General features: G+C 69.4%; 28 protein-coding genes. 14 read left to right on the forward strand and 14 right to left on the reverse strand.

Annotated features, from left to right (window positions below):
- Window positions 1-223: 223 nt before the first annotated feature.
- The 4 genes from H4N58_RS11835 to H4N58_RS11850 form a co-directional block, all read right to left on the reverse strand.
- A complete protein-coding gene (locus tag H4N58_RS11835) occupies window positions 224-3,196 on the reverse strand; it encodes a vitamin B12-dependent ribonucleotide reductase (RefSeq protein WP_167250573.1) in 2,973 nt (990 codons plus the stop codon).
- Between the two features lie 49 nt (window positions 3,197-3,245).
- Entirely contained in the window at window positions 3,246-3,734 is a 489-nt protein-coding gene (gene nrdR, locus H4N58_RS11840; RefSeq protein WP_167250571.1) for a transcriptional regulator NrdR, read from the reverse strand.
- Window positions 3,735-3,967: 233 nt separating this feature from the next.
- Window positions 3,968-4,240 carry a DUF6343 family protein gene (locus H4N58_RS11845; protein ID WP_167003302.1) on the reverse strand — a complete coding sequence of 91 codons (273 nt, stop codon included), beginning with the start codon at window positions 4,238-4,240 and terminating at the stop codon, window positions 3,968-3,970.
- A 167-nt stretch (window positions 4,241-4,407) separates the two neighbouring features.
- Window positions 4,408-4,782, reverse strand: coding sequence for a winged helix-turn-helix transcriptional regulator (locus tag H4N58_RS11850; protein ID WP_370465447.1), 375 nt, complete (start codon window positions 4,780-4,782; stop codon window positions 4,408-4,410).
- Window positions 4,783-4,881: 99 nt separating this feature from the next.
- Between H4N58_RS11850 and H4N58_RS11855 the strand changes: the two genes are divergently transcribed.
- A complete protein-coding gene (locus H4N58_RS11855) occupies window positions 4,882-5,775 on the forward strand; it encodes an NAD(P)-dependent oxidoreductase (RefSeq protein WP_167250569.1) in 894 nt (297 codons plus the stop codon).
- Window positions 5,772-6,638, forward strand: a complete 867-nt coding sequence (locus tag H4N58_RS11860; RefSeq protein WP_220471273.1) for an NAD(P)-dependent oxidoreductase — start codon at window positions 5,772-5,774, stop codon at window positions 6,636-6,638. Before H4N58_RS11855 ends, H4N58_RS11860 begins: the two co-directional genes overlap by 4 nt.
- 7 nt (window positions 6,639-6,645) lie before the next feature.
- Here the strand turns inward: H4N58_RS11860 and H4N58_RS11865 are convergent, their stop codons facing one another.
- On the reverse strand, window positions 6,646-7,380 hold the full coding sequence (locus H4N58_RS11865) for a M50 family metallopeptidase (protein ID WP_167250567.1): 735 nt from the start codon (window positions 7,378-7,380) through the stop codon (window positions 6,646-6,648).
- 113 nt (window positions 7,381-7,493) lie between these two features.
- Here H4N58_RS11865 and H4N58_RS11870 point away from each other — a divergent pair, with 113 nt between their 5' ends.
- Entirely contained in the window at window positions 7,494-8,153 is a 660-nt protein-coding gene (locus H4N58_RS11870; RefSeq protein ID WP_167250565.1) for a DUF6318 family protein, read from the forward strand.
- On the opposite strand, the gene H4N58_RS11875 is transcribed toward H4N58_RS11870, so the two are convergent.
- Window positions 8,146-8,553, reverse strand: a complete 408-nt coding sequence (locus tag H4N58_RS11875; protein ID WP_167003312.1) for an MmcQ/YjbR family DNA-binding protein — start codon at window positions 8,551-8,553, stop codon at window positions 8,146-8,148. The genes H4N58_RS11870 and H4N58_RS11875 overlap by 8 nt on opposite strands.
- A gap of 83 nt (window positions 8,554-8,636) precedes the next feature.
- On the opposite strand from H4N58_RS11875, the gene H4N58_RS11880 reads away from it, so the two are divergent.
- From H4N58_RS11880 to H4N58_RS20425, 3 genes are all read left to right on the forward strand, one after another.
- On the forward strand, window positions 8,637-9,200 hold the full coding sequence (locus H4N58_RS11880) for a DUF6318 family protein (RefSeq protein ID WP_167250563.1): 564 nt from the start codon (window positions 8,637-8,639) through the stop codon (window positions 9,198-9,200).
- Between the two features lie 305 nt (window positions 9,201-9,505).
- Complete coding sequence (locus H4N58_RS11885) at window positions 9,506-9,994, forward strand: hypothetical protein (protein WP_167250561.1); 489 nt, start codon at window positions 9,506-9,508, stop codon at window positions 9,992-9,994.
- A gap of 40 nt (window positions 9,995-10,034) precedes the next feature.
- The gene (locus H4N58_RS20425) at window positions 10,035-10,262 is read left to right on the forward strand and encodes a maltose acetyltransferase domain-containing protein (RefSeq protein ID WP_208322893.1); all 228 of its coding nucleotides are present in this window, start codon (window positions 10,035-10,037) and stop codon (window positions 10,260-10,262) included.
- 305 nt (window positions 10,263-10,567) lie between these two features.
- On the opposite strand, the gene H4N58_RS11895 is transcribed toward H4N58_RS20425, so the two are convergent.
- From H4N58_RS11895 to H4N58_RS11910, 4 genes are all read right to left on the reverse strand, one after another.
- Entirely contained in the window at window positions 10,568-11,797 is a 1,230-nt protein-coding gene (locus H4N58_RS11895) for a hypothetical protein (RefSeq protein WP_167250559.1), read from the reverse strand.
- Between the two features lie 12 nt (window positions 11,798-11,809).
- Window positions 11,810-13,054, reverse strand: a complete 1,245-nt coding sequence (locus H4N58_RS11900) for a hypothetical protein (protein WP_167250557.1) — start codon at window positions 13,052-13,054, stop codon at window positions 11,810-11,812.
- 69 nt (window positions 13,055-13,123) lie between these two features.
- Window positions 13,124-13,771 carry a potassium channel family protein gene (locus tag H4N58_RS11905; protein ID WP_167003322.1) on the reverse strand — a complete coding sequence of 216 codons (648 nt, stop codon included), beginning with the start codon at window positions 13,769-13,771 and terminating at the stop codon, window positions 13,124-13,126.
- Window positions 13,772-13,829: 58 nt separating this feature from the next.
- Window positions 13,830-14,933: a hypothetical protein gene (locus H4N58_RS11910; protein WP_167250555.1), complete on the reverse strand. Its 1,104-nt coding sequence runs from the start codon at window positions 14,931-14,933 to the stop codon at window positions 13,830-13,832.
- Between the two features lie 202 nt (window positions 14,934-15,135).
- On the opposite strand from H4N58_RS11910, the gene H4N58_RS11915 reads away from it, so the two are divergent.
- Complete coding sequence (locus H4N58_RS11915) at window positions 15,136-16,113, forward strand: helix-turn-helix domain-containing protein (protein ID WP_167250553.1); 978 nt, start codon at window positions 15,136-15,138, stop codon at window positions 16,111-16,113.
- Window positions 16,114-16,194: 81 nt separating this feature from the next.
- Here H4N58_RS11915 and H4N58_RS11920 read toward each other — a convergent pair whose 3' ends face one another.
- Both H4N58_RS11920 and H4N58_RS11925 read right to left on the reverse strand, forming a co-directional pair.
- Entirely contained in the window at window positions 16,195-17,445 is a 1,251-nt protein-coding gene (locus H4N58_RS11920; protein WP_167003328.1) for a hypothetical protein, read from the reverse strand.
- Window positions 17,446-17,526: 81 nt separating this feature from the next.
- Window positions 17,527-17,856, reverse strand: a complete 330-nt coding sequence (locus H4N58_RS11925) for a DUF1330 domain-containing protein (RefSeq protein WP_167003330.1) — start codon at window positions 17,854-17,856, stop codon at window positions 17,527-17,529.
- Window positions 17,857-18,012: 156 nt separating this feature from the next.
- Between H4N58_RS11925 and H4N58_RS11930 the strand changes: the two genes are divergently transcribed.
- From H4N58_RS11930 to H4N58_RS11950, 5 genes are all read left to right on the forward strand, one after another.
- Complete coding sequence (locus H4N58_RS11930) at window positions 18,013-18,351, forward strand: helix-turn-helix transcriptional regulator (protein WP_167003332.1); 339 nt, start codon at window positions 18,013-18,015, stop codon at window positions 18,349-18,351.
- 29 nt (window positions 18,352-18,380) lie between these two features.
- Window positions 18,381-18,857: an SRPBCC domain-containing protein gene (locus H4N58_RS11935; RefSeq protein WP_167003334.1), complete on the forward strand. Its 477-nt coding sequence runs from the start codon at window positions 18,381-18,383 to the stop codon at window positions 18,855-18,857.
- A gap of 91 nt (window positions 18,858-18,948) precedes the next feature.
- Window positions 18,949-20,034 (forward strand): low specificity L-threonine aldolase, encoded by a 1,086-nt coding sequence (locus H4N58_RS11940; RefSeq protein ID WP_243842956.1) that lies wholly within the window; start codon window positions 18,949-18,951, stop codon window positions 20,032-20,034.
- Window positions 20,031-20,351, forward strand: coding sequence for a SelT/SelW/SelH family protein (locus H4N58_RS11945; RefSeq protein ID WP_167003336.1), 321 nt, complete (start codon window positions 20,031-20,033; stop codon window positions 20,349-20,351). The genes H4N58_RS11940 and H4N58_RS11945 overlap by 4 nt, the downstream gene beginning before the upstream one ends.
- Complete coding sequence (locus H4N58_RS11950) at window positions 20,348-21,169, forward strand: serine hydrolase (RefSeq protein WP_167250551.1); 822 nt, start codon at window positions 20,348-20,350, stop codon at window positions 21,167-21,169. Before H4N58_RS11945 ends, H4N58_RS11950 begins: the two co-directional genes overlap by 4 nt.
- Before the next feature lie 37 nt (window positions 21,170-21,206).
- Here the strand turns inward: H4N58_RS11950 and H4N58_RS11955 are convergent, their stop codons facing one another.
- Window positions 21,207-21,770: a LysM domain-containing protein gene (locus tag H4N58_RS11955; RefSeq protein WP_167250549.1), complete on the reverse strand. Its 564-nt coding sequence runs from the start codon at window positions 21,768-21,770 to the stop codon at window positions 21,207-21,209.
- 129 nt (window positions 21,771-21,899) lie between these two features.
- Between H4N58_RS11955 and lexA the strand changes: the two genes are divergently transcribed.
- A complete protein-coding gene (gene lexA / locus H4N58_RS11960; protein WP_167003342.1) occupies window positions 21,900-22,613 on the forward strand; it encodes a transcriptional repressor LexA in 714 nt (237 codons plus the stop codon).
- A gap of 225 nt (window positions 22,614-22,838) precedes the next feature.
- Here the strand turns inward: lexA and H4N58_RS11965 are convergent, their stop codons facing one another.
- Window positions 22,839-24,746: an ATP-dependent DNA helicase gene (locus H4N58_RS11965; RefSeq protein WP_167250788.1), complete on the reverse strand. Its 1,908-nt coding sequence runs from the start codon at window positions 24,744-24,746 to the stop codon at window positions 22,839-22,841.
- Between the two features lie 346 nt (window positions 24,747-25,092).
- Here H4N58_RS11965 and H4N58_RS11970 point away from each other — a divergent pair, with 346 nt between their 5' ends.
- Window positions 25,093-25,959, forward strand: coding sequence for an ABC transporter ATP-binding protein (locus H4N58_RS11970; protein ID WP_167250547.1), 867 nt, complete (start codon window positions 25,093-25,095; stop codon window positions 25,957-25,959).
- Window positions 25,960-25,961 lie beyond the last annotated feature (2 nt).

Genomic DNA, 25,961 nt, shown 5'->3' on the forward strand with positions numbered 1-25,961 from the left:
CGCCGACCCGCAGCTCGCGCAGGCTGGCGCTCCCGGCATCGAGCGAGTAGCGGCCAGGAAACCCACCACGGACTTCGGACAGCCGCTCAATGTTGGGAGCACGGCAGTTGATCGCCAGCGAGATCAGAGAGTATACGACGGCGTCCAGAAGATCCGGTGACCATCGGGGCCTTCACGCAAGTGGGGCGCCCCTTCCGGGACGCCCCACTCACTCAGTCAGCGCTCAGCTGCAGCCGCTGGTCGCGCCGCAGCCCTCGCACACGTGGCACGAGCCGGCCGGGCGCATCTTCGTACCGCAGGTGAAGCACAGCGGTGCGTCGACCTCCGTACCCGAGATGACCTGCAGCAGCTCGGCGCTGGTGTGCGCCTGCTTCGGTGCGGGACGGGCCGACTCGGCGACCATGTCTCCGTCGACCTGGGTCTCGCGCTTGATCTCGGCCTCGGCGGCGGCGGACGGCTTGGCGTCCTTGGCCTCGACACGGCCTCGTTCCTCGGACTGCTCGACCGGCGGCTGTCCCGTCGGCGAGGTCTTCAGCGACTCAGGCTCGGAGACTTCCTCCTCCACCGGCGCGTACGACCCGGTGTCGAGCTGGCGCTGGCGCTCGTCGGCCGAGTGGATGCCCATCTGCGAGCGCACCTCGAACGGCAGGTAGTCCAGCGCGAGCCTGCGGAAGATGTAGTCCATGATCGACTGCGCCATCCGCACGTCCGGGTCGTCGGTCAGACCGGCCGGCTCGAACTTCAGGTTGGTGAACTTCTGGACGTACGTCTCGAGCGGCACCCCGTACTGGAGACCAATCGACACCGCGATCGAGAAGGCGTCCATCACGCCGGCCAGCGTCGAACCCTGCTTGCCGAGCTTGAGGAACACCTCACCGAGGCCATCGTCCGGGTACGAGCCCGAGGTCATGTAGCCCTCGGCACCACCCACCGTGAACGACGTCGTCAGCGACGGCCGCGTCTTAGGGAGACGCTTGCGGATCGGCTTCTCGACGACGACCGTCTTGACCGTCTCGACGACCTCGGCCGGCTTGGCGGCGTTGGAGTCCTTGCCCTTGTTCTCGCCCTTGCCGGACGAGAGCGGCTGGCCGACCTTGCAGTTGTCGCGGTAGACCGCGAGCGCCTTCAGGCCGAGCTTCCAGCCCTGGAAGTAGATGTCACCGATCTCCTCGACGGTTGCCGTCTCCGGCATGTTGACCGTCTTCGAGATCGCGCCCGACAGGAACGGCTGCGCCGCCGCCATCATCCGGACGTGACCCATCGGCTTGATGGACCGCTCACCCATCGCGCAGTCGAAGACCTCGTAGTGCTCGGTCTTCAGGCCCGGCGCGTCGATGACGTGACCGTGCTCGGCGATGTACTCGACGATCGCCTCGATCGTCTCGTTGGTGTAGCCGAGCTTCTTGAGCGCGACCGGGATCGTCTGGTTGACGATCTGCATCGAGCCGCCACCGACGAGCTTCTTGAACTTGACCAGCGAGAAGTCCGGCTCGATGCCGGTCGTGTCGCAGTCCATCATGAAGCCGATCGTGCCGGTCGGAGCCAGCACCGACGCCTGCGCGTTGCGCCAGCCCTGCTTCGTGCCGATCTCGATGCCCTTGGCCCACTGCTTCGTGGCCTCACGGTGCACGGCGATGTCCATCGCGTGCATCGTGCGGACCGCGTCGTTGGCGGCCTGGTGCTTGCGCATCACGCGGGCGTGCGGCTCGGCGTTCTGCTTGTAGCCCTCGTACGGACCGACGATGCCGGCGAGCTCCGCCGAACGACGGTAGGAGGTGCCGGTCATCAGCGACGTGATCGCCGAGGCGAACGCGCGACCGCCGTCGGAGTCGTACGCGAGGCCCGACGCCATGAGGAGCGCACCGAGGTTGGCGTAACCGATGCCGAGCTGACGGAACTTGCGCGTCGTGTCGCCGATCGCCTCGGTCGGGAAGTCGGCGAAGGTGATCGAGATGTCCATCGCGGTGATGATCAGCTCGGTCGCCTTCACGAACGTGGCGACGTCGAACGAGCCGTCGTCCTGCAGGAACTTCAGCAGGTTGAGCGAGGCCAGGTTGCACGACGAGTTGTCGAGGTGCATGTACTCCGAGCACGGGTTGGACGCGGTGATGCGACCCGTCTCCGGCGTGGTGTGCCAGTCGTTGATCGTCGAGTCGTACTGGATGCCCGGGTCGGCACACTCCCACGCGGCCTGCGCGATGTCCTTGAAGAGCTTCTTGGCGTCGATGGTCTCGATGACCTCGCCCGTCGTACGGGCGCGCAGCCCGAACTCCGAACCCTCCTCGACCGCCTGCATGAACTCGTCGGTCACGCGGACCGAGTTGTTGGCGTTCTGGTACTGGACAGACGAGATGTCCTGCCCGCCGAGGTCCATGTCGAAGCCGGCGTCACGGAGGACACGGATCTTGTCCTCCTCGCGCGCCTTCGTCTGCACGAACTCCTCGATGTCGGGGTGGTCGACGTCGAGCACGACCATCTTGGCCGCACGACGCGTCGCGCCGCCCGACTTGATCGTCCCCGCAGACGCGTCGGCGCCGCGCATGAACGACACCGGACCCGAGGCCGTACCGCCCGAGGAGTGCAGCAGCTCCTTGCTCGAGCGGATGCGCGAGAGGTTGAGGCCGGCACCGGAGCCGCCCTTGAAGATCAGACCCTCTTCCTTGTACCAGTTGAGGATCGAGTCCATCGAGTCGTCGACCGCGAGGATGAAGCAGGCCGAGACCTGCTGCGGGCTCGACGTGCCGACGTTGAACCACACCGGGCTGTTGAAGCTGAAGACCTGGTGAAGAAGCATGTACGTGAGCTCGTGCTCGAAGACCTCGGCATCGGCGTCCGTCGCGAAGTAGCCGTTGTCCTTGCCGGCCTTCACGTACGTCAGCACGACGCGGTCGAGCAACTGCTTGAGCGACTGCTCACGCGTGTCGGTGCCGACCGCGCCACGGAAGTACTTCGTGGTCACGATCGTCGACGCGTTGACGCTCCAGAAGTCGGGGAACTCCACCCCGCGCTGCTCGAAGACCGTCGCTCCGGTCTTCCAGTTGGTCTGCACGACATCGCGACGCTCCCACGTCACCTCGTCGTACGGGTGCACGCCCTCCGTGGTGTAGACCCGGTTGATCGTGAGGCCCTTGCCTGCACGCTTGGTGGTCTTGCGCCCCCGCGCAGCCCCGCTCGGTCCACTGACCGTCTCCGTCATGTGATGCCCCTTCTCCCCCATGTTGCCCCGTGAAATGTGTTGTTGAGTCTCAGCTACCGGCGGAGCGCTGCTCCGCGGCAAACTCGTTGTCGGCGTTGGCCGCCATCAGCGTCGCGATCTCGTCCGCGAAGTCCGACACGTCCGTGAAGTTCTTGTAGACGCTGGCGAACCGCAGGTAGGCGACCTTGTCGAGCGCCTTGAGGGGCTCGAGCACGGCGAGCCCCACCTCGTGCGAGCTCACCTCTGCTCCCCCGGCAGCACGCAGCGCGTGCTCGACCTGCTGGCCGAGTCGCGCCAGGTCGTCCTCGTCCACAGGGCGGCCCTTGCACGCCTTGCGCACTCCACTCACGGCCTTGTCGCGCGAGAACGGCTCCGTGGCACCCGAGCGCTTGCACACCGTGAGCTGAATCTGCTCGACGGTCGTGAAGCGCTTGTTGCACGCGGTGCAGCTCCGGCGGCGGCGGATCGCTCCCCCGTCGTCGGCGACGCGGCTGTCGAGGACCCGGGTGTCGGTGTGCCGGCAGTACGGGCAGTGCATCTCGGCTCCTCTCGCTGTGGACGGAAATGTGGAGAACCACGGTTTCCTGTGGGGTTCGCCACTGGCCCTTGTGGACTAGATGTGGATAACTACATCCGTGTAAGTACTAGATGTAGTGGCTACCGTACGCGTCCGACCCAGCCCATGCAACTTAGTCTCACGTGTCGCGCCGACATTTCTGTCCTCGCAGGTCAGAGGCGGTTTTGGGCGTACGGCGCGGCGTGTCGCGGGTCTCACCCGCGGTGCCGCGGCCGAGAGCGCCGCATGCCGCGTACGACCAGCACCACGTCCGCGAGGGCGACGACCGCGATCACGGCGCTCGCGACGCCCAGGACGACCAGGGTGTCGGTGGCGTCCGGCGCCAGCAGGGCCCACAGCGCGAGCGCGGTGAAGACGACGAGACCTCCGAGGGACAGGCCGAGGCGCATCCCGTACGCACTGAGGGCCTCCTTGGGCTCAGCGCCGGTACGCCTCAGGTGCGGTCCGGAGCGGGAGTGTGAGCTCATGACGGACCTCCTTCGCTGTTACCAGTACAACACCGCGAGCACGCCGATCCATCCCCTGACCCGCACCTCGTACGGGCGGGCTGACCTGCGTGGACAGGGTCGTTGGCGCGATCACTCGTACGCTGTACGCGTACGGTGTACGAGAGTTTTGAGCGGACCCCTCTTGCTCAGTCGGCGGCCGCTTCGAGGCGCGCGATCCGCCCCACTCCCCAGCCCCCCAGCGACTCGAGCGCGGCGTTGAGGGAGACCCCGTGCTCGGTCAGCGAGTACTCGACCCGCGGCGGCACCTCGGGGAACACCTCGCGGCGCAGCAGGCCGTCGGCCTCCATCTCACGCAGCTGCTGCGTGAGGACCTTGTGGCTCACGCCCGGCAGCCCGCGGTGGATCTCCGCGAACCGGCGCGTGCCGTACGCCTCGAGCTCCCACAGGATCAGGGCCTTCCACTTGCCGCTGACGACGTCCATCGCGGCGTCCAGCCCACAGACGTACGGGCCCCGTCGCCGCATGTCGGGCTTTGCTGCCTCTACCGTGCTGCCAGTCATCGGGTCCCCCGTCGGTCAGTGGTCGGTTACCTGAAGGTGAGAACCGCACAATGAAGTGCGTTCTTCCGCGGACCGCCGCCGGCCGCGATCGTGGACGGCATGACACCCACCACCCACTCCACCGTGACCGTACTCGGCCTCGGTTCGATGGGCCGCGCCCTCGCGACCACCGTCGCTGCCGCGGGCCACCGCACGACGGTCTGGAACCGTACGCCGGGCCGCGCCGACGACCTCGACTCTGCCCGCACGACCGAAGCCTCGTCCGTAGGAGACGCCGTGACCGCCTCGTCGCTGGTCGTCGTGTGCCTGCTCGACGCCGCGTCCGTACGCGAGGTCCTTGACCCCGTCGCCGACGCACTTGCCGGCCGGACCCTCGTGAACGTCACGACCACCACGCCCGAGCAGTCGCGCGCGCTCGCCGCCTGGGCCGACAGCCATGGCGCGGCGTACCTCGACGGCGGCGTCATGGCCACGCCGCCGATGATCGGTGGGGAGGGCTCCCTCGTCCTCTACAGCGGATCCCCGGCCGCGTACGAGGAGTGGCGCGGCGTCCTCGAGACGTGGGGCGAGAGCCCGTACCTCGGCGAGGATGCCGGAGCGGCAGCGCTGTACGACCTCGCGCTGCTCGCCGGCATGTACGCGATGTTCGCCGGGTTCTTCCACGGCGCGGCGATGGTCGCGACAGCCGGGATCTCGGCCAGCGCGTTCGCCGAGAGCGCGGTCCCGTTCGTGTCGGCGATGGTGCCGGCGTTCCGTGACTACGCCGCGGTGGTCGACGGCGGCGACTACGGCGTGGCCGGGCAGCAGAGCCTCGACTTCTCCGACCTGTCGGACATGGTCCAGGCGAGTGCCGACGCTGGTGTCGCGCCCGGCGTCGTCGCGGCCGTCCAGGGGCTGATCCGGCGACAGATCGACGCGGGGCACGGCAAGGACGGGTTCGCGCGGGTGTACGAGAGCATCGCCCGTCCCGCAACGACGCGAGCGGCGCGATGAAGGTGACGGTCATCGGGCTCGGACCGATGGGGCAGGCGATGGTGCGGATCTTCCTCGCGGCCGGCCACGACGTGACGGTCTGGAACCGTACGGCCTCGCGGGCGGACGACCTCGTCGCCGCGGGCGCCGTCCGTGCGCAGACGCCGTCGGAGGCGCTCGCCGCGAGCGAGCTCGTCGTGCTGAGTCTGACCGACTACGCGGCGATGGACGACATCCTCGGGCGCGACCCCGAAGCGATCGCCGGGCGCACACTCGTGAACCTCAGCTCGGACACTCCCGACGTCACGCGCGAGGCGGCCCGGTGGGCGGACGCGCACGGCGCGGCCTTCCTCGTCGGCGGCGTCATGGCGCCGCCACCGATGCTCGGCGGCGAGGACGCGTACGTCTACTACAGCGGGCCAGCCGACGCCTTCACGCCGTACGAGAAGGTGCTCGCGCTGCTCGGCGAGCCTCGCTACGTCGGCGAGGATCCTGGCGCGGCGCAGCTGCTCTACCAGGCGCAGCTCGACGTCTTCCTCACCGCGCTGTCGGGGATCGCGCACGCGGTCGCGCTCGTCAGGACGGCGGGTGTGGGTGCTGCCGAGTTCCTGCCCGACGCCCTCGCCACCCTCGCGGGCATCGCCGACATGACCGGGCTCAGTGAGGACGGCGCGGCCGCGTTCGACGACGGGATTCACCCGGGTCACCTGAGCACGGCCACGATGATGGGCGCGACCGCGGCGCACATCCTCGGCGCGAGCGAGTCCGCCGGGGTCGACACCGCGCTGCCTCAGGCGGTGCTGTCGCACTACGAGCGGGCGATCGCCGCCGGGCACGGCGCGGACAACTGGACGAGCATCTTCGAGGTGATCAAGGCGCGCTGACACTGACTCAACTGATAACGCGGCCGATGGTGGTGGCAAGCATCCACGCCACTCCCCCGGCGCACGCAGCCGTGGCGAGCCAGAACGACGCCAGCCACACTGACGCCGGGACTCGCGTGAGGGTCTCGAGCGCCACGGCGTCCGACTCGCCGCGGCTGCGGTGCAAGTGGCGGCTGCGCCACGTGTCGACGACCGAGCGCAGACCACCAAGGACGAGGAACGCGCCGACGCCCACCGCCGCACCGCTCTGCACGACCGGCGGCGCCCACCACCACAGCGCTGCCGACGCCGCCACACAGCCGACCAGGACGAGGACGGTGAACGCGCTGCGCGCCCACAGCAGGCACACCGCGAACAGCACTGCGAGCCCGAACAGCCCCGGCGCCGCCCAGCCCTTGACCGCAACGAGCACCGCGATCAGTCCGGCGATCGCCGGAGCCGGATAGCCGGCCCACGCACACACCACCATCCCGAACCCCTGCGCCTTGCCGCGGGTGTGGGTGACGCCCGACGCGTCGAGCCGTACGCGCAACGCGGTCAGCTTGCGGCCCGCGAACACGCCACCGAGGGCGTGTCCGAGCTCGTGCGCGACGGTGACGACGACGCTCGTACGACGCCAGGCCGGAGCGGTGAGAGCGAGGATGGCGACCACCAGGGCGAACGCCCACACCGTGAGGTCCGCCGTCGTGTACGTGGCGGGGTCCACGGTGGCGAGCCGCGCGTCGAGGTCGTCGAAGGTCACGCCATGAACCCTAGGCGTTCTGACCTATCGGCAGCGTCCCCAGTGCCACGTTGTCCACAGGTGCGGTGTCGAGGGGCGACGCCACACCGGCGAGTCGCCCTAACCTGCCGCGCATGCCTCTTCGACTTCGCTCGTCGTTCACCCTCGTCCTCGCTGTCCTCGTCGTCTCCTTGTACGCCGCCGGGTGCGGGCCGCAGGAACGGCCGGCCTCCGCGCAGACGCCTACCCCGACGACCACCGTTGCCCGCGCATCGACCGAGCTGGCCGAGCCGGCCGTCCTCGTCCCGACGCTCTCGCGCGCCGCGGACGAGTTCACCGCGGCGGCGGCACAGGTCTTCTTCGAGCACTACTACCGCCTCATCAACCACGCCGCCCGCACCGGCGACACGCGGCCCTTGCGCCAGGCCTCGGCGGCCGAGTGCCGCGGCTGCGACAACGTCGCCGACCAGATCGACCGCGCGTACAAGACGGACGGGGGCATCACCGGATTCTGGTGGGACCCCTACTACACGCACGCCATGGACGAGCAGGACTACAAGGTGGCCGCCGCCGACATCGAGGCGGACGCTTACACATACCGCCGCAGCGCCGACGCCAAACCGAACCGTGTCCGCAAGACCGAGCACCACCACCTGCTCCGGGCGAGGCGGTACGACGGCCGGTGGCGGATGATCTTCCTCAGCGACCAGGCGGCTCTGATGCCGGACGGTTACGACACCGACTTCCCGATGAAGGCCCCGCCCCGCCCGCGGTTCTCGCCGTTGCTCAGCTGACCTCGCGCGCGTCGAGCTCGGCGATGCGACGCTTCGGTGCGATGAGCCGGTACGAGGCGTCGACGAGCTCGGCGACCTCGTCCCAGTCGACGTCGGGATCCTCGAGGTCGAGTGCTCGCCAGCCGAACGGGCCGTAGTACGCAGGGACGAAGAACCGCTCGTCCTCGTCGAGCGCCGGGATCTCCGACTCGTCCACCTTGACGAGCAGCGCACTGCGTACCTGTCGGTGCTCGCCGGGGCGCACCTTCTCGGAGCCACCGAACGCGGCGAAGATCTTGCCGCACCGGAACGTCGGACGGCCGTGCGACACGTGCTCGTCCGCTCCCGGATAGGCGAGGCAGATCGTGCGCAGCTCTGCCAGGCCGGGGTCGTCGTCACTGAACATCACCGGGTGAGCCATGCAGGAGAGTCAACCAGCCTTTCGTCCACAGGACGTGCAACGGAGCCTTCCGCAGGACCTGGGTTGCCACTACGTTTTGCGGCATGACTCGCCTGGGTACGGCGCTGGCCGCGGCCGTCGCTCTGCTGTCGGTCACCGCGTGTACGGGTGAGGAGCCGGCTGGCGGCGACCCCACATCGGCACCGCCGACCACCGCCAGCGCATCGCCCTCCCCCACACCTTCCGCACCGACGATCCCGCCCGAGGCGACCAAGCACAGCGCCGACGGCGCCGCCGCCTTTGTGAAGTACTACATCTCCGTTTTCAACCACGCCGAAGCCACTCTTGAGACTGACGGGATTGAGTCCCACACGAGCCCGAAGTGCACCTCCTGCCAACGGATGGTTCAACGACTCGAAAAGGTCCGGGAGGGGGGAGGATCATCGGGAGATCCGAACTGGCAACCGACCGTGACAGGAAGTCAGCTGGTCAATGGCGCCTTCATCGTGACGGCAGACATCACTTCCTCCGACTTTCCGTATCGGGAGTCGTCGAATGCGTCACCTGGGATCGTCAAAGCAACCGAGTACAAGTTGCTGTACGAACTCGGTTGGCGCTCGGGCGGCTGGGTCATAGACCGGATCGTTGAGCAGGAGCTTCCCGAATGATCCGATCAGTTGTTGCCGCTGGCATGCTTGTGGTCTTGTCACTCAGCAACGACCCTCCGAACGTCATCCCGAATCCGCACGAGGAAGACCTAGTTGTAGACGGCCGAGATCAGACATCCCCAGGCGACCCTGCGCCTTCCCCCGGACAGCCCGGCAATCCATCCCCGAACGTCGAGTACCGCTATGTGCTGCCGTGCACGCCCGGCCAGGGGACAGACACGACATGCAGCACCGCCTATTCGTGTCCCGACCCCGAGCAGATTCGATACAACGTCTGGCGCCGCATCAACGGAGGCGAGTGGGTGATGACGGGTACCCGATGCGTCGGCGGAACACCGCAGGTCGACGCGCTTCCTGAGGTCACGCCCGGCGATGTGCTCCGCGAAGTCCGCCGTCTCCCGCTCCCCAAGGCGCAGATCGCGATCCAGCCGTCCGACCGCACGTTGGTGAACCTCGACACGGTCTTCTCGACGACCGCACCTCAGTTCGACCGGACGGTAACGATCCTCGAGCAACGCGTCCACATCACGGCGAAGCCGACACGCTACGCATGGCACTTCGGCGACGGCGCCAGCAAGACGACCACGACCCCCGGCCGCCCGTACCCGGCGATGGACGTCACCCATCAATACACGAAGGCCGACCGCACCCACCGCCCGCGCGTCGACGTCACCTTCTCGATCTCCTACTCCGTCGATGGCGGTCCGACGCAGTCCCTCGAGCAGACCGTCACGACCGCAGGTCCCGCCGCCACACTCGTCACCCGGGAGGCCACCCCGGTGCTCGTCGAGTGACGACACCGCAGCGTGCGGCAGGCCTCCTACCGTGGTCGGCATGACCGAGCCCTCGATGCGCGACCGGATGCTCGCCGGCGAGCTCTACATCGCGGACGACCCCGACCTCATCCGCGAGAACGAGCGCGCCCAGCGCCTCACCCACGCGATCAACACCTCCAACCCGACCGACCGCGAGCGGCGGCGCGAGCTCCTGACCGAGCTGCTCGGCGGGTTCGGGGAGGACAGCGGGAGGACGATCGGTTCGGCCGACTCCCAGGCCTCGTGATCCTAAACGTCGCGACCGTCACGATCGGCGACGACGTGCAGATCGGTCCGGCCGCCGCTGCACGTCGACTACTTCGGCGCCGCCGGCTCGGTCGTCTCGCGCGACCCGCGACAACGTCTGGCTCGGCGGCGGCGTCATCGTCTGCCCCGGCGTCACCATCGGCGAGAACACCGTGGTCGCCGCCGGCTCGGTCGTCACGCGCGACCTGCCTGCGGGCGTCCTCGCTGCCGGCACGCCTGCGCGGGTCGTCCGCGAGCTCTGACTCACGCACGCCCCGCGCCCGGCGCCCCGAGTCCCAGGAGGCGTCAGCGCACCCGGAACCTCTTGACGACCTTCGGGCTCCAGCCGCTGATGTTCTTCGCGCGGACCGTGACGGTGAGCTTTCCTCGGCGCAACGCCGACTTCTTCACCGTGTAGGACCGCCGCCCGGGCTTCAGCGTCACCGACTTGACGATCTTCGAGCCCTTGCGGAACACCAGCTTGTACGACTGGACCGCACCGCCGCCGTTGTCGGCAGGCTTCGCCCAGCGCACCTTCCGCTTCGCCGCGCGCGTCTTCCCGGTCACCCGCACCGAACGCACCGCCGAGGGCCGCTTCGGGAACATCGTCGAGAACACCTGGATCGCACGCGACCCACGGGTCGTGACGATCCGACCGTTCAGGGCGACGGCGGCCTCACGCGGGTTGATGCTCGCCTGCTTGCCGCGCAGCACCCGCAGCGGGCGTACGTTGCCGTTCGCCGTCGGCGCGAACGCGCTGATGCTCCGCCGCGTCGCATCCGTCACGTACAACCGGTTCGCCGCGTCGACCCCGATGTGGCGCGGCGACGACAGCCCCGTACGGGATCCCGCGATCCGCGCAGCCGGCGCGACATCACCGTTGGCGCTCGGTGCGAATCCGAGTACCGCGTCGGCGGTCGCCGCCCAGATCCAGCCACGCCCGTCCATGGCGACGTCCCTCACGCCTCCCGCGGCGAGACCGGTTCGCGGTCCCGAGAGGACACGCACCGGGCCGACCTCGGTGGCACCCGGAGCGAAGACGTCGATCGACGTCGGCGTCGCGCCAACCGTCGCGCCCCGAGCCGACACCTTGAGCGAGGTCGTCGGCCTCCGGGGCCAGACTCTCCTCATCGGCGTCGTCGGCGTGTACCGAGGCCGATACACCAGGACCCATGACGCATCTCCCTCGACATTCGTCAGGGTGTACATGTTCCCCATGGCATCGGTCGCCACGTCGATCGTGGTCTCGGCATGATGGCCCCCGGCGAACCAGATCCGCAGCGGGAGGACGTTCCCGTCCGCGCGTGGCCCGAACACGCTCACGGAGTCGTCGCCCGCGGACCCGAAATAGGTCGTGCCGTCGGGCGCGATCGCGAGGCCCTGGGCGTGGTCCGTCAGCGACCGTGGCCCGCCGATCACCCGGCTCGGGCCATAGTCCACCGTGTCCGCGCTCGCGGACCCGGCGCCAGCCACCGTCACGCCGCCGGCGACGAGCGCGATGCTCCCCGCTACGGCGATCGATCGTTTCGTCACCATCTGTCGTTCCCCCTATCGCACCCTGAACGGGCGCACCACCTTCGGGCTCCAGCCCATGGAGGTCTTCGCCCGCACTGTCACCGTGAGCTTGCCGCGGCGCAACGACTTCTTGTTCACGACGTACGACCGCTTCATCGGGCCGAGCGTCTTCGTCCGCAGGACCTTGGTGCCCTTGCGGATCACGACCTTGTACGACCGCACCGCGCGGCCACCGTCGTACGACGGCTTCTTCCACCGCACCGTCCGCTTCGCGGCCGCAGACTTCCCGGTCACACGCACTGCGCGCACCTTCGAGGCACGTGTCGGGAACATCGTCCGGTAGATCCGGACGGCGTCGGCACCCACGGGGACGACGATGTCGCCGCGCGGACCCACGTCGTCGCCGCGCTGGTACCGCGGCCGTGTCTTCGGGGGAACCGTGAGCACGCGCAGCGGCGCCGCATCGCCGTTCGCCGACGGCGCGAACACGCTGATCCGTGGGATGGATCCCGAGTACTGGGTGACGTAGACCCGTCCGGCCGCATCGACGTCGAGCGCCGCTCCAGCACCGAGCCCGGTCCGAGGACCGGCGACGCGACGGTCCGGAGCGACGTTCCCCCGAGCCCCCGGTGCGTACGACAACAGGGTGTTGGGCGTCGCGCCCGCCACCCAGAGACGGCCGTCGCCGCCGAGGGCCAGCTCGAGCGAACCCGCCGATGTCTCCGCCGGCACGTCGATCACCCGGGTGGGTGTCGCGCGGCCGCGGGCAGTCCGCGAGTAGATCTGGACCTCGCTGTCGCCACCGAGGTTGGTCGCGATCTCTCCGGACGGGGAGACGGCGATCGAGGTCTTGTCGTCCAGGAGCTCCAGCGTCCGCAGCGGCTTGCGCGAGGTCGCGCCGCGCGGGTAGACCTTGACGATGGTGTCGACGTCCCGCGGCCCCCCTGACAGGGCGTAGAGGCGGCCCGCTGAATCGGTCGCGAGCGGATCAAGGTTATTGACGTACACGGCGGGCTTCTGCACCCGCACCGGCCGGGCGTTCCCGCGTGCACCGGGCCCGAAGACACGGACGGTCGTCGGGTTCGTCGCCCGCAGCACGTACGTCGTGCCGTCCGGCCCGACCGCGAGCCCCGCAGGGCTGCGGACCTTCGCCCGGTCGCCGGCGATCGTACGGCTCGGCGGATCCTCCGCCGCCATGCCTGGTCCAGCGTCGGCGAGCACGAGGCCGCCCGCTGTCATCGCTGCGGTTGCCGCAGCGAGGATTCGTCGTGTGAGCATGCGTGCTCCGTCCGTGTGGATGTGGATGTGCGTGTCGAGGCTTCGCTCACCCGGCGGGAGGAGCGCGAGTCAGGCGGCGCGGCGGCGGTTCGTCACGCCCGACACCGCGAGCGCGACCACGGTCACGAGGTAGACCTGCCCGATGAGCGCCTCGAAGGCGGCGATCATCTTGCCGGTGTCCGTCAGCGGCGTGAGATCGCCGAACCCGGTCGTGGTGATCGTGATGAAGCTGAAGTAGAAGAAGTCGACCGAGCTGTGGATGGCGTCGGTCTGGGCGAAGAACACGCCGTCTCGCGCCCCCATGAACGCGTACACGCCGGAGAACGCGTAGCCGAGCAGCAGATAGACGACGATGACCCCGAGCACGATGTGCACGTCGAGCGACGGATCGCGGATGAGGTGGGCGGCGATCGTCGCGATCGTGCCCAGGCAGAGGATCACGACGATCGCCGAGTACGCCATCGTCGCCTCGCGGTCCTCCGCGATCTGCGAAACCGCGCTCGCCACCACGCTCAGCACGACGAGGACCATCGACACGAGGATCACCAGCCGCCGTGCCCCCGACGTCCGCTGTGCGAACAACAGCACCGCCCCGAGCAGGGCAGCCACCACAGGTCTCAGCAGCGTGTTCTCGACCGGCACGAGCAGCACCACAACGGCGAGCAGGATCAGCAAGATCCCGTACCGGTCTCCTCGTGGCACACGCTGGTCCTCCACGACACGTGAGCCTAGGGCTCAACGTGTCTGTGCGCAGGACCATCGCGTCGTCCACGAGCTACTTCCGCACCGTGAAGGTGGCCTGAGCCACCGGTCCGTACCCCTTGCGGTTCTTCGCCCGCACACGCACGGTGTTCTCCCCGGCGGGCAGATCGCGCCGCGCCAGCACGTACGACCGTCGTGAGCCCTTCACCACGGCAACCTTCACGACCCGGTCGCCGCGCATGACCGTGACCTTGTACCGCGTGATTGAGGCTCCACCGTCCGCGACCGGCTTGCGCCACCGGACCACACGCTTCGCCGCCCCAGCGGAGCGAGCCACGGTCACCCGCCGGACCTTCCACGGCCGCGTGGGCGCGAGGAGACGCGGATAGACCACGATCTTGCGTCCGTCGGACACGGCGAGCTTGCCAGACCGGATCATGGACATCCCGTCGATGTGCGACTGACGCGCGTTGCTGAGGGTGAAGAGCGGCTTGGTGACGCCGTTCGCGTTCGGCGAGAGGACGTCGACCTCACCCGTGTGGGTTCCGACGTACACCCGACCTGCGCGGTCGAAGCGCAGCATCTCCGGCTCCCACAGTCCGGGCCGGTCCACGGTGATCTTTCGCTCAGGCTTGGCGTCCTTGCCCGCACCCGGCGCGAAGACCTCGATGAAGCCTTCCTCGCCCCAGCCGACCCAAAGCCGACCGTCGACGTTCCGCTCGGTGGCGTACGCTCCGCGCGCCTTGTCAGGGATGGGGTTGGGACGCGGGCGCATCTGGCGGACCGGGCGTACGTTGCCGCGGGCGTTCTTGGCGAACACAAGGATGCGCCTGTCGCTGAAGACGTGCAGCCGCCCCTTGGCGTCGCGCGACAGTCCCCCTGGGTTCACGATCCTGGTCCGTGGGCCCTGCAGCCGGTAAAGCGGCTTGGCGTTTCCTCGTGCTCTGGCCCCGTACACGACGACCCGGTGCCGGTGATAGTCCGACGCGTAGACGCGTCCACTCGCGGTGAGCAGGATGTCCCGCGGATTCACTCCACCCCGCGTGCCGATGATCGTGCGTTCTGGTCGGACGTCGACAGGCTCGGCAGCTGCGGCCGCCTCCGCCGGAGCGGCAGCGAGCACCCCGCCAGCGAGCGCGGCGCCGGCCACGGCACCGACAAGACGTGTGCGGTTCATGCGCGTTCTCCCCTGTTCGTAGGTCCGTACGAGGGATCGACACCGAGCGCGGTTCGTTTGTGACCGGCCCGTCCCGAGATAAGGGACGAGCATCACACCTTCGCGTGGGAGCGCGGAAGGCTTTTCGACGACGCTTGAAAAGCGGAACCGCGTCGACCGCAAGGTCTGCAAGCCTGGGGAAGTCCTGGACAGGGGGATTCCAGTGCTCCGCATTCATTTCAGCGAGCTTGACCTCGCGCGCACACGACTGGCCGACGCACCCGACCCGATGTGGGAGGTCGCCTCGAGCCTGCACCGCCTCCAGACCGGCCACGGACGCCGTGCGCACGGACGCTGGCACGCGGACGTCATGCGCACGCTGCGCGGTACGTCCCTCGGTCGTGCCGTCCGGACGCTGCTTCTGCCGCTGTTCCCCCGGGCCCGCTACTTCCCCGACTTCCTGACGCCGGGCGAGGGCGCGGCCGGCCTCGACGCAGCGCTCGAGGCGATCCTCGCCGCGCCCGAACGTCGCGTCGCGGACGAGATCGCGCGCCTCGACACACGCAGGCGCGGCCATTCGCCGCTCCGCGCACTCACCGGCCTCGAGAACCGTCGCCACCTGACCACGACACTGCGCGCCTACCACCAGACCGTGATCGGGCCGGTCGCCGGACAGATGCAGGATGTGCTCGACAGCGAGCGGGCGGTACGCGCTCGGCACTTCCTCGATGGTGGCGTGGACGGTCTTCTCCAGGGGCTCGGCCCGTCGCTCCAGTGGCACCCGCCGGTCCTCCGTGTCCTCGACCACGTCGACGACCGCGACATCTACCTCGACGGACGCGGGCTCCAGCTCATCCCCTCGTACTTCTGCTGGCAGCGTCCGGTCACGATCGCCGACTCGACGCTGCCTCAGGTGCTCGTCTACCCCCTCCTCCGCACCGCCGCGGACCACGTCGCCGCGCACCCGGAGCAGGCCCTGGAGGCCCTCATCGGGGGCAGCCGCGCGTCGGTGCTCGCGGCGTGCATGGCTGGTGCCACCAACGGGGAGATCGCCCGCCGTGCGGGGGTGTCTGCGGGAACGGTCAGCTATCACACCCGTACGCTTCGCGAGGCCGGGCTGATCAGCAGCCGGCGCGACGCCGAGAGCGTGCTCCACACCGTCACCCAGCTCGGCGTCGAGCTGATGCGCCAGACCCGGTGACGTCGCGCCGGGTCGGGCAGGTTCTCAGGCGGGCACGCCGGTGGGGCAGGTCACGAAGACCTGCCCCACCTGAGTGTTACCTCACTTGCGGACGCGGAACGACTTCTTGGCGTTCTTGCCGAAGCCCTTGCTGTTCTTCGCCTTGATGTAGACGGTGTTCTTGCCGTTGCGCAGCTTGGCGCGCTTGATCTTGTACGACCGCTTGCTCGGACCGAAGTTCTTCCGCAGCAGGGTCTTGCCGCCCTTCTTGACGACGAGCCGGTAGCCGGTGATCTTGGCCCCGCCGTTGTTCGCCGGCGCCCTCCACGAGACCTTGCGGGTCTTCGCGCCACGCTTGCCGGCGACCTTCACGGCCCGCGGCTTACCTGGGACCTTGGCGGCCTTCCGGAAGAGCGAGGCGAACGACGAGACGTCGTTGCCGTCGTAGTCGGACACGACGATCGTGCCGTTGGACGCGATCGACACCCCAGCGGGCAGCGTCAGCGCCGCCGCGGGTCCGCCGAGCGTCTTGATCGGCGCGACGTCACCGTTCGCGTTGGCGGCGAAGACCTTGATGTCGTGCGCCTGGTGGTCGGCGACGTACACCCGCCCAGACGAGTCGGTCGCGACGTCCGTGGCGAACTGGATCTGCGTCTTCGGGCCCTTGATCACTCGCGCCGGCGTCGCGTTGCCCGTCGCGCCCGGCGAGAACGCGACGACGGAGTCGCCGCCACCGTTCGCCACCCACAGACGGTTCACGCTGTCGACCGCGAGGCCACGCGCGTTGGTCAGCCGGGTGCTCGTGATGGTGCGCTCCGCAGCCGGTGTGCCGGTCGCGGAGAGCGGGAACACCTTGATCGTGCTCACGTTGTCGGAGACGTTCACCTTGTTGTTCTTGTCGATCGCGATGCCGAACGGGACGAACCCCGGGTCGAACTTCGAGTCCGGTGCGACGTTCCCGTCGGCGGCCGGACCGAACGCGAGGACGCGGTTGGCGGCTGTCGCCGTCGAGTTCGCGACCCAGGTGAACCCGGCGCTGTCGGCCGCGACATGGCGCGGCGACGACAGCCCCGACGCAGCGCCGGCGATGTGCCTCAGCGGCGGTACGTCACCGTTGGCGTTGGCGGCGAAGACGCTCACAGAGCCCCCGCCGAAGTTGCTGATATGGATGTGGCCGCCTCGGACGTACATGCCGAGCGGCTGGTTCAGCTCGGTGTTGGTGGCGCCCTTGATGGTCCGTACGGGCGGGACGCTGACGTTGTCGGCGGAGGCGCTCGGGCCACTGGCGACCAGCACCCCCGCTACAAGTGCGGTGCCGGCCAGAGCGCCGGTCACACGGATGGTTCTGTTCATGGAAGTTTCCCCCTTCGCAGTCCACCTTGAGGACCGCAGGGTTCACGGCCAGTCCGTTTTGTCTTCGTCACGCCTGGTTGGTTACGTACCAGCGGTCAGGATGTCCGTCGCCTTGTGGTGCTCGTCGACACCGTCCACGACGATCACGTCCGACACCCCGTTCTCGATACGCAGCGGCAGGATCGCCTGATAGGCGGGCGACGTGTACCAGGCCGTCACGTGCGCCCGGTCCGGGAAGCCGATGATGATCACGTTGCCGGGCCAGGAGCCTTCCACCTCGGTCACCGTGCCGCCGTGCACGACGAACCGACCCCCGAAGGGCGCCAGGGTCTCGTCGATGCGCTCCAGGTACTCGACGATCTCCGGCCCCATCGAGACCTCGCGCATGTGGGCGATCGCGTACGCAGTCATCAAATGCTCCTCTCCTTGTGTGCTGTCACCCCAGCCTCACGTGCCGGGATGCGCGAAGTCGATGACCTCGGAGGTCATGGTTTCGAGGGGTTGACAGGCCGTGCTCAGAGGCGCATTCTAAAACAATCCAGTTATACAACAGATCGGTTATAGAACATGACGGACGACGAGCTCGACGCGGTGTTCGGGGCCCTCGCGGACCCGACACGGCGCGCCATCCTGGCCCGACTGGCTCAGGATGACGCCAGCGTGAACGAGCTCACGGCGATGTTCGCGATGTCGCAGCCCGCGGTGTCGCGACACCTCAAGGTCCTCGAGCGTGCGGGGCTCGTGTCCCGGACGCAGCAGGGGACGATGCGGATCAGCCATCTCGAGGCGGCGCCGCTGCGCGAGGCCACCGACTGGCTCGCGGACTACCGGGCGTACTGGGAAGACAGCTTCGCCCGGCTGGAGACGCTCCTCGCCGAGGCCGACACCTCGTCCGACGGCTCCTGACCGATCACCGACCACCCCAAGGGGGAACCATGTCCGACCTCGAGGTCACCGCCGCACCCGGCACGACCACGATCACCATCACCCGCACGTTCGCCACGACGCCCGAGCGTCTGTACCACGCGTTCACCGACGACGACATGCAGAAGAACTGGCTCGGCCCGGACCGCCTCACGACCGAGATCCCGGTCAACGAGGTCCGCGACGGTGGGCGCTGGCAGTGGGTCCAGAAGGACACCGACGGCACCGAGTACGGGTTCCGCGGGGTCTATCACGGAGAGCCGTCCGTCGAGAACGGCATCACCCGGACGTTCGAGTTCGACGGCGTCCCGGGCCACGTCTCGCTCGAGACGATGCGCTTCACCGACCTCGGAGACGGCCGTACGCGCATCGACAACGTCACCGCATTCACGTCGGTCGAGGACCGCGACGGCATGGTCGAGTCCGGCATGGAGGGAGGCATGGAGGAGGGCTTCGTCCGTCTCGACAAGCATCTCGCCGAGTCGTGACCCCCTGCCGGCCCGGACGTCATACGGATCGTGGGTTTCGACCCACGATCCGTATGACGTCCGGAGGGAGGGAACGCATAGGCTGACCGGCGTGGCAGCGTTCGCATCAGACAACTACGCCCCCGCTCATCCTGCGATCCTCGAGGCCGTCGCCGCGGCGAACGACGGGCACGCCGTCTCGTACGGCGCCGACCCGTGGACCGAGCGCCTCGCCGAGGTCGTACGGCACCACTTCGGCGACCACGCCGTCGCGTACCCCGTCTTCAACGGCACCGGCGCCAACGTCGTCTCGCTCGCAGCGGCACTCCCCCGATGGGGCTCGGCGATCGTCACCGACGTCGCTCACCTGCACACCGACGAGAACGGCGCCCCCGAGCGCGTGGCCGGCATCAAGCTCCTCACGGTCGAGGCGCCCGACGGCAAGATGCGGCCCGAGTCGTTCGCTCCGTACACGCTCAACCTCGGCGACCCGCACCGCCCGCAGCCGCTGGCCGTATCGCTGACCCAGTCGACTGAGCTCGGCACCGTCTACTCCGTCGACGAGGTGCGTGGCCTCGTCGAGACCGCCCACTCGTACGGGATGCGCGTCCACGTCGACGGGTCCCGGCTCGCGAACGCCGCCGCGCACCTCGGACTCTCCCTCCGCGAGATCACCACCGACCTCGGCATCGACGTGCTCTCGTTCGGCGGCACCAAGAACGGGATCCTGCTCGGCGAGGCGGTCGTCGTCCTCAACCACGAGGCGGTCGCGGGCATCGAGTTCGTCCGCAAGATGTCGATGCAGCTGGCCTCGAAGATGCGGTACGTCTCCGCGCAGCTCGCCGCCCTCCTCGACCCTGCGGACGACCTGTGGCTCGCGAACGCGTCCGCCTCGAACGCGCGCGCGACGCGCCTTCGCGAGGGCGTCGACACGCTCGCGTCCGAGCTCGCACGCGACGGCCGTACGCATGAGACCGGCGCACCGCTGCTCCACGTCGCCAACCCGACGCAGGCGAACGTGGTGTTCCCGACGCTCCCCCGCGCGGTCGCGGACGCCGTACGCGCTGAGCACCCGTTCTACGACTGGCGCCCCGGCGCGCACCCGGACTTCGTCGAGTCTCGGTGGATGTGCTCCTGGGACACGACCGACGAGGACGTCGACGCGTTCCTCGGTGCGCTGCGCAAGGCCTTCGGATGACGACGGCCGAGCCTGTCGAGACCCCGCGCGTCGAGATCACCTACTGCACGCAGTGCCAGTGGCTGCTGCGTGCAGGGTGGATGGCGCAGGAGCTCCTGAGCACGTTCGGCACCGAGCTCGCTGAGGTCGCGCTCGTCCCCGGGACGGGCGGCGTCTTCCGCGTGGCCGTCGACGGCGACCTCGTGTGGGACCGCAAGGACGACGGCGGGTTCCCGGACGCCGCCGAGCTCAAGCGCCGGGTGCGCGACCGCATCGATCCGGACCGGCCGCTCGGGCACGCCGACCGTACGACCGACGCACCCGGGGCGGACGCGTGACCGTCCCACCCCTCCCGCAGCTGCGCGACGACGTCCGGTGGTCGGTCGAGGTGCGCGACGCCGACGACGACCACGTGCTCGCGTCCTTCGAACCCGACCTCATCCTCCCGACGGCCAGCATCGGCAAGCTCGTCCTGCTCGTCGAGGCCGCCCACCAGATCGCGACCGAGCGGCTCGACCCGGACGAGCCGCTCACCCGTACGGACGAGGACGGGGTCGCCGACTCCGGCCTGTGGCACCTCCTGCAGACGGACACCCTGCCCGTCGCGGACGCATGCACGCTCGTGGGCGCGGTCAGCGACAACCTCGCCACCAACGTGCTGCTGCGACGGCTCGGCCTCGAGGCCATCACACAGACGGCGACGCGGATCGGCATGGAGCGCAGTCGGCTCCTCGACCGGGTTCGCAACGACCGCGGCCCCGAGCACCCCCCGACGCTCTCGGTCGGGTGCGCGGCCGACCTCGCGCACTTCTGCGCACGCCTCCACCGCCGCGAGATCCTGTCGCCCACCATCAGCGAGATGGTCAGCGGATGGCTCGCCGCGAACACCGACCTGTCCATGGTCGCCAGCGCCTTCGGCCTCGACCCGCTCGCCCACGCCGGTCCGGACCGCGGCGTCGTCCTCTGGAACAAGACCGGCACGATCGAGACCGTACGGGGCGACGTCGGGCTTGTGTCCGGCCCGGCACGCACCCTCGCGTACGCGGTGATCGCGGAGTGGGACGACGACGCCGAGCCGTCCGTGCGCGACCGCGTGCTGGACGACATGCGCGCGGTCGGGCTCTGGCTGCACGCCGTCATCGACGGTCACGCCTGAGCGCTCTGCGACACGATCGCAACGAAGACCGTCGCTCTCAGTAGAGAGGAACGTAGATCGTCGCGCCGGCCACGATCTCGCCCGCGCTCGCGAGCGAGTTGAGGTCGGCGATGTCTTGGACGGTCTCGCGGATGTCGCCCCGAGGGTTGGCCTCGGCCGCGAGGTCCCAGACGGTCTCGCCCGGCTGCACGGTCACCACCCGGCTCGGGACAGGCTCGCCCGCCTCCGAGGTCGCGATGACCTGCGTGCCCAACCCGACAGTGAGCCCGCCGAAGGCGACCATCGCCGCGAGGAACACCACGAATCGCCCCCGACGCGTCAACCGGTACGACGGCTTGCGCGGGGCGGCACGACGCTCCGGACGTGCCGTGGGCCGCGTCGGCGCCGTGTGCGCCGCCGGCCTCCCCTTGCCTGCGGGGTGACGCGCCACCGCTCGGGTCAGCGGCGTGTCGAGGGTGATCACGGTGCGGTCGCAGGTGCTGGGGACGGTGCTCATCGTGTCCTCCTGGTCTCGGACTCGTACGGCCTGCCCGACGGCGGCGAGACGGCTGACCAGCTGGTGGATCCGTAGCCGGAGCCGAACACGCGTTCGATCGAACATGTGTACGAACCTAACCACACGCACCGACAGATGTGAAGGACCCGCTCGAACAAACTTTCGAGTGTCGTACGACACGCGCCGGTCGAACATATGTTTGATCGAACCGCCGCCCGGTACTAGGGTCAGTACATGACCAAAGCCGAGGTTTCCGAGCTCCCCGACGGCCCACCGGACGCGAGCGGGCTGACTCCCCGCCAGCGCCGCGTGCTCGAGATCATCCGCGAATCGATCGAGCAGAAGGGCTACCCGCCCAGCATGCGCGAGATCGGCGCTGCGGTGGGTCTCGCGAGCGTCTCCTCGGTCGCTCACCAGCTCAAGGTCCTCGAGCGCAACGGCTTCGTCCGCCGCGACCCCAACCGCCCGCGCGCGATCGAGGTCTTCCTTCCCGACGTCCTCGCGGCCCGCCGCTCGATCGGCGACGCACTCGACTTCGGCTTCGACGACACCGCGTCCGGCGACGCGCGCCCCGCGCCAGCGTACGTGCCGATGGTCGGCCGGATCGCCGCCGGTGGGCCGATCCTGGCCGAGGAGCGCGTCGAGGAGATCATGCCGCTCCCCCGCACGCTCGTCGGCGAGGGCACCTTGTTCATGCTCGAGGTCCGCGGAGACTCGATGGTCGATGCCGCGATCTGCGACGGCGATTACGTGGTCGTCCGTCAGCAGCCGACCGCCGAGAACGGCGAGATCGTCGCTGCCCTCCTCGACGGCGAGGCGACCGTCAAGACACTGCAGCGCAAAGACGGCGAGATCTGGCTCCTCCCCCACAACCCGGCGTACGACCCGATCGACGGCACCGACGCCACGATCCTCGGCAAGGTCACCACGGTCATGCGACGCGTCTGACCCCACGTGTCGTGTGGTGGGCGCGAGATCCCCTCGGTCTCGCGCCCACATGTGTGTCCGGACCCGCCCCGCGACGACCCCTCCCGCGCTCGCCGGCGAGCCCGCGCCTGGGGTACCCCAGCGAAGGCGCACCGACCCCAGCGAGCACGGTCGGGGCAGTGCGCGTTCGCTGGGGTACCCGAGCCGGCGCACCGGCGAAAACACCGGCGAGCCGTCACCTGTACGTCAGTTGGCGGACGCGGCCGCGTCGAGCCGCTCGAGCGCTCCCAAGATCTGCCCGCGATCGACCGTCCGCCACATCGGCGGCATCGAGGAAGCGAGGAACGACCCGTACCGCGCCTTGGCCAGGCGGGAGTCGAGCACCGCGACGACGCCGCGGTCGTCGGAGCGGCGGATGAGCCGTCCGGCCCCTTGAGCCAGCAGGAGCGCGGCATGGGTCGCGGCCACCGCCATGAAGCCGTTGCCGCCCTTGCGTTCGACGAGGCGCTGGCGAGCGCTCATCAGCGGGTCGTCGGGTCGAGGGAACGGGATCCGGTCGATGATCACGAGCTGACACGTCGTGCCGGGCAGATCGATGCCCTGCCACAGGCTCAACGTGCCGAAGAGGCACGTGTGCGGGTCTTCGGTGAACCGGCGCGCCAGCTCGGGCAGCTGCGCGTCTCCTTGGCACAGCACCTCGATCTCCGGCAGCCGCTCGCGGACGACCTCGGTCGCCGCCTCGGCGGCCCGCCGTGACGAGAAGAGCCCGAGCGTACGCCCGCCTGCCGCACGGACGAGGTCGACGATCTCGTCCGCGGTCGCGTCGGCCATCCCGTCGCGCCCCGGCGGCGGCAGGTGGCGCGCGACGTAGAGCATCGCCTGCTTCGCGTAGTCGAACGGCGAGCCCACGTCGACCGCGTCCCATGCGAAGTCGCGTTCGTCGGACTCGGCCTTGTCCGCGGGGCCGACCCCGACCTGCTCCGTCGCCCACAGCCCGACCGACCGCGCCACGGAGTCGAAGCCGCCACCCAGCTTGAGCGTCGCGCTGGTGAGCACGACCGTGTTCTCGCCGAACAGCTTGTCGCGCAACGTCAGTGCCACGTCGACGGGCGCGATACGCAGCTCGTTGCCGCCACGCGAGCCCTCACGTTCGGCGAGCCACAGGACGTCGGCCTCGGACGCCGCCGCCATGCGTTCGGCGACCTTGCGGACCTCGTCGACGAGCCCCTTGACCTGCTGGCGAGCCGCATCAGTCTCACCCTCCTGCGACTCCTTCGGGATCGCAGAGTGGCACGCGCGCGCGGTGTCTCGTACGAGGGCCAGCGCGTCCGCGAGCTGGTCGGTCGGTGACGCGATGCGACCCGGCGGGGTCACCTCGAGAGCGTCGCGCAGCGCGTCGGTCGCGTCCTCGAGGTCATCGGCCTCCCGCCCGCGGACGAAGGCCCGGGCGCGGCGCGCGGCCCGCTCGACCATCGGAGGCGACAGCTCGGCCGTCGAGGCCTGGGTGACTCGGGCGACCAGCTCGTGGGCCTCGTCCACGACGACGGTGTCGTACTCGGGGAGCATCGGAACTCCGTCGATCGCGTCGATCGCGAGGAGCGCGTGGTTGGTGACGACCAGGTCGGCATCGGCGGCGTCGTCGCGCGCCCGCTCGGCGAAGCACTCCTGCGCGTACGGGCAGCGGGCGGCGCCGAGGCACTCCCGCGCGTGGACGCTCACCTGGCGCCACGCCCGCTCGGTGTGCGAGGGCGCCGAGTCCCGGTCGCCCACGCCGCTCCGGTCGGTCTCCTCCTCGGCCCATGCCCGCAGGGTCACGACCTCCTCACCGAGCGAGCCCGACGGCGCCTCGATCAGGACGCCCTGCTCGTCGGGCGCGCCCTCGCGGATGCGGTGGAGGCAAGCGTAGTTGCCGCGGCCCTTGACGACCGCGTGCTTCGGCGTGCGTGAGAGAACGGTCCGGGCACCGTCGAGTAGCGCCGGGATGTCGCGCTCGACGAGCTGGTGCTGGAGGTTGAGGGTCGCGGTCGCCACGACGACACGGCGGTCGTGCAGCAGGCTCGGCACGAGGTAGCCGAGCGACTTGCCGGTGCCCGTCCCGGCCTGCACCAGCAGGTGCTCGCCGCGCGCGAAGGCGCCGGCGACCGCTTCGGCCATCTGGACCTGCCCCGGTCGTTCGGTGCCACCCACGGCCTCGACGGCTGCATGGAGGACGGCGCCGACCTGCGCGCGTCGCTCGGGATCGGCGTCGGGCGCTGCGGGGTGTTCCGAGATCGACGAGGTCACCGACGCAGCCTACCGAGCCGCGCGGACGTCCCGTGGCGGCGACTCACAGGCTCGTACGCCGCGACGGCGAGTCACCATCCGGTAACGATTGAGGGCCCGCTCGGACTAAGCGCTTGCTTACCCCACTCAGGTCGGTAGCGTTCGGCGTCACGACGTCATGTGGTCTGGATCACACCTCCCTGCCCGGATGACACCGCCCCCTCTCGGAAGGACGCGCATGACCCCTCCCGTCGAGCCCACTCCCGACCCGCCGCCGCACGGCGCGTTCGTGGCCGAAGGCGTGACCGTCCGCTTCGGCGGCCTCGTCGCTCTCGACGACGTCGGCGTACGGGTCGAGCCCGGCCAGGTCCACGGAGTGATCGGCCCGAACGGCGCTGGCAAGACGACGTTCTTCAACGTCTGCTGCGGCTTCGTCCGCCCCGACGAGGGGTCGCTCACCTGGGAAGGCTCACGCCTGGAGAATCTCCGCGCCCACGACCTGGCAGGCCTCGGCATCGCCCGTACGCTGCAGGGCGTCGGGCTGTTCACGGGCATGAGCGCGCTCGAGAACGTGATGACCGGTGCTGCCGTCCGGTCCAGCAGCGGGTTCGTGTCGGCGGCCTTCGGACTCCCTCGAGGGCGCCGCGACGAGCAGGCGCTGCGCGAGCGCGCGATGCAGGCGCTGGCCGACCTGGGAGCCGCGCACCTCGCGCCGCGCTATCCGGGCATGCTGCCGTACCCCGACCAGAAGAAGGTCGCGCTGGCCCGTGCCCTCGTGGCCGAGCCGCGCCTCCTCCTGCTCGACGAGCCCGCCGCTGGTCTGTCCGAGGGCGAGATGGACGAGCTCGGCGATCTCGTACGCCGCCTCACGGACCGCATGTCCGTGCTCCTCGTCGAGCACCACATGGATCTCGTCATGCGTATCTGCGACACGATCACCGTCCTCGACTTCGGTCAGGTGATCGCGCGCGGCACGCCTGCGGAGGTCCGCGACGACCCGTTGGTCATCGCCGCCTACCTCGGCGCCGAGGTGACGGGCGGCAGCGAGATCGACACGACCTCGCTCGATGCCGGACCGGCTGTCGCCGTGACGAAGGAGGGCTGACC

The sequence above is a fragment of the Mumia sp. ZJ1417 genome (assembly GCF_014127285.1).
In the GTDB taxonomy this organism is placed as follows: domain Bacteria; phylum Actinomycetota; class Actinomycetes; order Propionibacteriales; family Nocardioidaceae; genus Mumia.